The following is a 5277-nucleotide window of genomic DNA, read 5'->3' on the forward strand; positions in this document are numbered from 1 at the left end:
GTGTGAAGGGTTAGCTAGAGTTGAGCTAGCGCCGTCACCGAAGTCCCAAGAGTGAGTTGTTACCGCACCGTCAGTGTCACCAGATAGGTCGCTGAACTGAACGTTAAGGTCAGTAGCGGCGAACGTGAAGTCAGCTACAGGTGCTAGGTTAGCTGGCGCGTCTACGATAGTGAAGCTTACTTGTGCCTGGTCGAACGCGTCTTGTGAGTCAGTCGCAATAGCAGTCACGATGTGGTCACCAGCGCCTAGTGTGTTGATGCTGAATAGAGCACCAGTACCGATTAGGCCGTTGAAGTTATCGTACCAGCTGATACCTGCGCTTAGGTCACCGTCTTCAGCGTCGGTTGCCGTACCGTCGAAGGTGATGCTGTCACCTAGGTTGAAGCTAGTGCCACCCATAGGTGCATTGATAGTCATCACTGGGGCTTGGTTTTCAGCCGGAGGCGGAAGTACCGCGTTGCCGTTTGATACCGAGATGCTCCAGTTGTTCAGTACGCCGTTCATGGTGTAGCTTGACGTATCTTCAACAAACAGACGCCATGTACCCATGCTTGACTCGCCTGCAAACTCAACCGGTGTAAAGGTGTGTACCAGGTCTGCGTTCCAGAATTGACGCCAAGTTACCAGTTTAACCGTGGTGCCAGTTGGAGACTGTAGCCATACGTTCAAGTATTGAACCGAGTTAAATGAGATATCAACATTTACTTCAATTGCATCGATAGCAACGCCGGTAGGCAGGTCGATTTCAGTAAAGACTTTACCACCCATCTCAGGCATAGCGATTGCTGTGTTGTTTGCACCGCTTACCGTAGTGTTAGCGTTAGCAACAGACAGTTCAACCGTTTCACTGCTGCTTTGGCCGGCAGAGTCTGTTGAAGTCGCTGTGATCACGTGGTCGCCTACAGAAAGGTCAGACTTAGTGAATGAAGTGCCGTTACCGATTACACCGTCGATGCTTGACGTCCAAACGATGCCAGCTGTCAGGTCGCCGTCTTCGGTGTCGTTAGAGCTTGCGCTGAAGCTGATAGTTTCACCGTTCAAGAATGCGCCCTGGTTAGCAGGAGTTGCTATCTGTACGTTTGGCGCAAAGTCTGTGCCAGCTGTAGGTGCGCCAGTTAGTTTTAGTGACCAGCTGTTGATAGCCCCCGTGTCGCCTGCAACTTCATCAACGACTTTCAGTTGCCACTCACCCAGTGCGTTGTCCAACTCGTATTCGGTAGGAATAAAGTTACCAACAAGGCCTGTGCCGTTACCACCCGCACGGTCGTGCAGAATAACTTCTTCGCCGGCTGGTGAAATGACAGACACTACCATGTCTGATGCCCAAGTGTGTGTGATGTCAACAAACACTTCAACCTGAGTTAGCGTCATGTCGTAAGGAACATTGATGCTGCTGGTTGCTGGGTTTGAAGGATCGTCATCGCTGATAGGCACGATTTCGTTGTTGGTCAGCATAGTAGAAACTGTACCTTGAGGCCATACTTTCAGCTCTAGGTTGATGTTCTTAGACACGCTGCCATCAGTGGCATTGACAGTCAAATTGTACGTACCAGGCGCAGTTTGCGCTGTCGTATTGATAGTCATGGTGTTCGTGGTGTCGCCCGCAACCGGGTTTTGTGCGAAGACCACGTCAGCGTTAAGCGCAGGAATGCTGGTCAGGCTCATAGTTGCTGTGCCGTTGAAACCGCCTGCTGCAACTAGGTCGATTGAGTAAGCCTGGCTGTCGCCTTGGTTGATGGTTGATTTACTTGGCGTTGCTTCCATGAAGAAAGAAGGACCCGCGCCGCCCGAATCGATTAGTGCATTGGCAACGTTCAAACGCTTACCTGAGATGGTTTTACCTGCCAAAGCCGCAAGCGTATCACCTGTATTCATTAATACACTTTTTAGCTGTGATGTAGTCAGGTTCGGGTTGCCCGCAAGGAGCAGGGCTGCAGCGCCAACTACGTGAGGTGTGGCCATTGACGTACCGCTGAAGGTGTCGTAGCTGTTGTTAGGCGTAGTTGACAGGATGAATGAACCAGGTGCAGCCAAGTGAACCAGCTGATCACCATAGTTTGAGAAACCAGACAGGTTGTCGGCGCTATCGGTTGAAGCTACTGCTACTACGTTTGGTACATCGTAACCCGCAGGGTAGAAACCGCCGTTGTCGATGTCAGCAGAGTCGTTACCCGCTGCCGCTACGAATAGCATATCCGCGTTGTTGGCTGCTGTGATTGCATCTTTAAGCGTTTGCGTGAAACCACCGCCACCCCAGCTGTTGTTTAGAACGCGAACGTTGTTACCGGCATTTTTAAGACCGATCATATAGTCGATACACTGTACGCCGTCGGCTAGAGTACCGCCGCCTGTGCCAAGGAAGCTACAACCTACCATGCTGGTTTGCCAGTTAACACCGACAACACCCAGGTTGTTGTTACCTTTGGCGCCGATAGTACCGGATACGTGAGTACCGTGAGAACCTGTGTCAGACGGGTTACCATTGTCTAGGATGGCTGAGATACCGTGGATGTCATCGATATAACCGTTACCGTCATCATCGATACCGTTGCCGGCTATTTCATTTGGGTTGGTCCAGATGTTGTTAGCCAAGTCTGGGTGGTTGAAATCGAAACCTGTATCGATAACACCAACAACAACAGAAGAATCACCGATTACATAGTCCCAAGCTGTTTCAGCTTGAATCTTCTGCATGCCGTAAAGGCTTGCATATGAAGTATCATTTGGAACTGCAGTAGTGTGTACTATGTAGTTAGGCTCTGCGTATTCTACAAGTGGGTGGTTTTGAAGGCTGGCAAGTACCGCATCAACTTTACGGCCTTGACCAAGCTCTAGCACCGCTAGACGACCGTTGGCAATGTTACGTAAACGGTCATCAACACCGTCGTTGTTTTTATCTTTGAAAGATACGCCTAGATTACGAGTAAGGTCTTTACGATCTTTTTTATCTACTTTTTGTTTGAACTTAACGATAACTGATTGTTGATCGTAGTCAGGTGTTGCTTTGAACGGTGCTTTAGCAACCGCTAGGGCTACAGGGCTGATACCAGCTAGTAGTGTTGTACCTACTAGGGCGTTTATTAATTTGGAAGATGACTTCTTGGGCGTTTTCATCATCTGATCTCCTGTTGTGTGTAAATTTAACTTATGGTTGTTTTATTTGTACGCACCCACTTCATTTTCATTCTCCCTGTAAGTCGTCGCACGCTCGCACTTATTGTATCCATATGCATATATTTATATGCCTTTATTTGCATGTGATCAATAAATAATAAACAAAAAATTCACATTTATTCATAATTGGTGTGTAAACACATACTTTTGCATGATTTAAAAGGGGTTTTTATTACGGGGTGATGGCAAAATAATTTCAGTTTTTCGAAGGCTTTCTTGTTTCTTATGTATTGATGTGCAATTTGCAATGGATTTGTTGGCAGGAAAAAAGTGCTATAAAACCGTTGGTTATTCAGTTTTTTGTGATATTTATGCGCTGATGCCTGGGTGCGTTTGTTCGCTTTAGGAATGCGATTAAAAAGCTTAAATGTATATAGGTTATGTACGGGCAGCCTGAGTGGCGGCGTCCACCCTATAAGGATGTTGTATACAAAGTATGTAGAGCAAAGCCGCACAGAGAGGGGGGGAACACTCGTTCTTGGTAGAGATTCACCATCAAACGGCCGTTATGGCGGGCTCTGATCCACTCCCGATGTCAATATACGGAATTTTAATGGTGCATATGTCGTTTGCGTCGGGCACGTAGCGCTCTGCTTGTATGCATTTTATAGCTGTTAATTTCTCGAGTGTTACTTGGGGAGTGTGCAGAGCATATGTATAGGCTGTATACAAAGAAAAAGCAGAGACCATGGGATGCGCTCTGTTTAAGGTCCGACTGTAAATTGATTTATTCAGCTTAGAAAGAGAACATTTGCTCAGCAGCACATTCTGTGGGCCTTGCTCACAGGCCTCAGAGGTGAGGGTGCCGCTTACCTAGCGTCAGAGATATCGCTGTGCAGAGTGCTGTTGGCTACAGTGGCAATTTTGGCACCGTCGTTTTCTCTAGCTTTTATGGTTGCCGATGAGCATATCGACCGGGCCCTGTTTAATGTGTTCCTAACCGAAAACGTTTACCTGGCCTATGCAGAACAGTTTTTACTGTCCGAGCAAATCCATGCCATAGATATCAACGACTGCCTGTGCGATTAGCGCAGTAGGCGCTGTCCAGGAGGCAGGCTGCTGAAGCCGTCTAAATGCAGCTTCCAGTTGCGCAGTTCACCAACATTGCCCGGAGCCTTGTCGATAATACGCAGCCGCCAGGGACCATACGCATTCTCGCCGTTAAAGGTGTCTATTTTATAGATTTGATTTATATCATCACCTGAGCCGCCATTACGGTTATGCAGGCTATGCACACTGCCGCCGGGAGAGACCAGCTCGATGGCAAGATCGCTGCGCCAGCTATGGCGTACCGCCAATTCCACAGCCAACGAAAAGGTGCTCATTTGTTGCGGCACAAAGATCTCGCTTTCTTGAGCAACGGCACCATTGTCGACTATGCTCATCGGCTCGTCATTGTTGAAACTGTAGGGTTGCACACCCGGAGGCAGAATCTTTAAGGTCACCGACTGTTGTTTTAACTGGTTGTCTTTATGGGCGGTGATCGTAAACACATAATCGCCCCACTGGGTTTTGTTTTTGGTTGGCACTTCCAGGGTAAAGGGCATGCCGGCGTTGATTTCGCGGTGCGATAGTTTGGCCCCAGGTAGTGAGGAGGCTAAGGAAAGACGCAATGTACCATTAAAACCATCGATGATACGGCTTTCGCAATTGAACTTGGCGGTATCACCGGCGTTGATGGTGAGCACTGAACTGGCACACTGCAAATTAAATTTAGGGTCTAGCTTATCCTTTTTGGCAGCGGCATTGGCCGTTGGTGTACCACCGGATATGTTCTCGCTAACCAAGGCATCGATGCTTTTCGCCGCATAGGGCAGTTGGGTGCGAGATGCAATACGTAGAGGGTTGTTCGAAAAAAGCGGGTTGCTAAGTTGCCATTGTGAGCCGATTGACGAGCCTGTGGTGTGTAGCGCATAGCTGTCATTGATATCGATATTGTGTGCCGCATAAACGTCTGCGTCGTTTGCCAGCATACAAGCCAGGGTTGCGGTTGCTAGTAGTGGATAGCGGATTAGGGTTGAAAGATTAGCCACAATAAAGCTCCGGGTTTTCGAACATTAATACAATCCCTATTTTCTCTTGTTGATTTACGCTCTAGAGATA

3 protein-coding genes are annotated in these 5277 nt (G+C 48.2%); 1 reads left to right on the plus strand and 2 read right to left on the minus strand.

Features of this window, described 5'->3' with window-relative positions; translation table 11 throughout:
* Positions 1-3117, minus strand: a 3117-nt coding sequence (locus tag C2M35_RS15050; RefSeq protein ID WP_105265687.1) for a S8 family serine peptidase, incomplete at its 3' end; no start/stop codon positions are given.
* A gap of 903 nt (positions 3118-4020) precedes the next feature.
* Between C2M35_RS15050 and C2M35_RS15690 the strand changes: the two genes are divergently transcribed.
* Positions 4021-4203 (plus strand): hypothetical protein, encoded by a 183-nt coding sequence (locus C2M35_RS15690; protein WP_158677999.1) that lies wholly within the window; start codon positions 4021-4023, stop codon positions 4201-4203.
* Here the strand turns inward: C2M35_RS15690 and C2M35_RS15055 are convergent.
* Entirely contained in the window at positions 4200-5207 is a 1008-nt protein-coding gene (locus tag C2M35_RS15055) for a proprotein convertase P-domain-containing protein (protein WP_158678000.1), read from the minus strand. The genes C2M35_RS15690 and C2M35_RS15055 overlap by 4 nt on opposite strands.
* Between the last annotated feature and the right edge of the window lie 70 nt (positions 5208-5277).

Source organism: Pseudoalteromonas sp. T1lg76 (genome assembly GCF_002964725.1).
Lineage (GTDB): Bacteria > Pseudomonadota > Gammaproteobacteria > Enterobacterales > Alteromonadaceae > Pseudoalteromonas.